Source organism: Thermogutta sp., from assembly GCF_039793925.1.
In the GTDB taxonomy this organism is placed as follows: Bacteria; Planctomycetota; Planctomycetia; order Pirellulales; family Thermoguttaceae; genus Thermogutta.
This window is the reverse complement of sequence record NZ_JBAMME010000023.1, coordinates 1-1745: the sequence shown is the minus strand read 5'-3', so window position 1 is coordinate 1745 and position 1745 is coordinate 1. Positions and strand designations below refer to the sequence as shown.

Below are 1745 nucleotides of genomic sequence, written 5' to 3'. Positions count from 1 at the left end.
ACACCCACACGCGCTTGGTCCGCTTCGGCGCCCGGGATTACGACGCGCAGGTGGGAAGGTGGACGGGGAAGGATCCGATGGGGTTTCCGGACGCTTCGGTATGTGGAGTGGCCAACAGTTTTCTCTACGCCTGTGCCGATTCCGTTTCCCGATCCGACTACCTGGGTCTTTTTTCTACCTCTGACGACTGCCCGAAGGCCCCGGTTGAGGCTGCTTGGAGGGATGGATGCCGATCGCTTCAAAACCCAAGGTGCCGCAAAACCCTATCGCGGATTCTCACGAACAACGGCTCGGCGCTGGACTGCATAAAAAGAAACTGCGGCAACAGGAGCTGCATCCACGTGACCTGTTTTTCTTTTCGAGGCGAATGTGGCCGCGCGTGTTTGGGCGATTGCCCAGGTGCGCCTACCTTTCGCTGTTTTATTAACCTTAATCCGGAATGCAAGGGAGATTGGAGCGATACTCTGTTTCACGAGATGCTCCACGTGTGCGGAGTCCCGGACACGTCGAGTCGCGACAGGCGACACGAAATAGCGATGCTGGATTGCCGGGGGATTCCATACTAAAGGCTGCGATATGCTGCTCACGGGACGACTGGAACCCAAGTTGGGTTGGGCATTCTTTGGGGTTGCGGCACTTGGGGTTTTTTTTGCGCTGGTTTTCTTCGCGAGTTTGGGGTGGGAGGCGGAACGTGGCAGAAGGGCACTGGTCCGGGAGCTCCATTGGCTTGCGGATGACTACGGCGTATGGATTGGGGAGCGGCGAGCCGTTGTAGCGGAAATCCGCACCCTGGGGGTTGGGCTAATCCGTGATTTTGCGATTCGCAGAAATGCAGAGGGGACTGAAGTTCACGTTGTTCCCACCACTGCAGGTTTTCGGGGAATGGTTCTCGCGGCTACGGGTAAGCGATTAATCGTGGACGAGGAGGGACCGTGGGTGCGGGATATGCGTGGTCGAACCATCACGCGAATTTTGGGGTCGCCTCTGAGATTGTGCACGTTTCTCCGCAAGTCGCGCACGCTTGACGACGATTGGCTCGCGTTCATGACCGCCGGTGATGCTTTTCTTGCAGAGGATAAAGGCCAAAGTTACGAAGACGGAGTGTACTGCGGTTGGGCGGACCCCACCGTGGCGGTTTTTTCCGTTTTCGCATTTCGCCCTTTTCGAACTTCTGGATTTTCCGAGATGGTTATTGAGTCGTTTTATGCTGTGAGCTACGGCGAACGGCGGATTATGGATTTTGGCGGGGTAAAGGGGGAGTCTTTTGGGTATTGTGACGGGTCGGTAATTTTCGGCGCTTGGGGGGATGCGAGTAACGACGACGCCCTTGAGCTCACCTGGGTAGATGCTAAGAAGGCAGGGGAGGGTGCTCTGCGCCTTCAAAAAGTTGTTGAGGTTCGGGATTGGGTTTTGCGGCGGCCGGTTGAGCTTGTGGACCTTGACCCCACATGCAGGAGGCTCCTGGTTGCCAAGCCAGCCTCGGAGGATCCAAGAGCCGTATGGTTCGTGGTTTCGGTTCCGTCTGGGCGGGCAACGGCAGTATGGCGAGGTGCGGGTTATGGGCTTTTTCTTCATCGTTCGTGGATCGAAAACAGTAGTTGGACTGAGTAATCTTTACGAGCAGCGGTGCTACCCACCATTGCGAAGTTATTGAGGCATGGAGTGGGGGTGACAGCCTTTAGGGCCCGGAGCAACTTGCGGCAGGTGGTCTTGGACAACGGCATCCCAATCGAGTACGTCATTGA

1 protein-coding gene is annotated in these 1745 nt (G+C 56.6%); it reads left to right on the top strand.

Annotated features, from left to right (window positions below):
- The first annotated feature begins 576 nt into the window (after positions 1-576).
- Positions 577-1611 carry a hypothetical protein gene (locus tag ABJK56_RS01115; protein WP_347242825.1) on the top strand — a complete coding sequence of 345 codons (1035 nt, stop codon included), beginning with the start codon at positions 577-579 and terminating at the stop codon, positions 1609-1611.
- Positions 1612-1745: the final 134 nt, after the last annotated feature.

Bases quoted from the DNA above. Each gene is read 5' to 3' on its own strand.
- ABJK56_RS01115 (WP_347242825.1), top strand. From the start codon at position 577: ATGCTGCTCACGGGACGACTGGAACCCAAGTTGGGTTGGGCATTCTTT.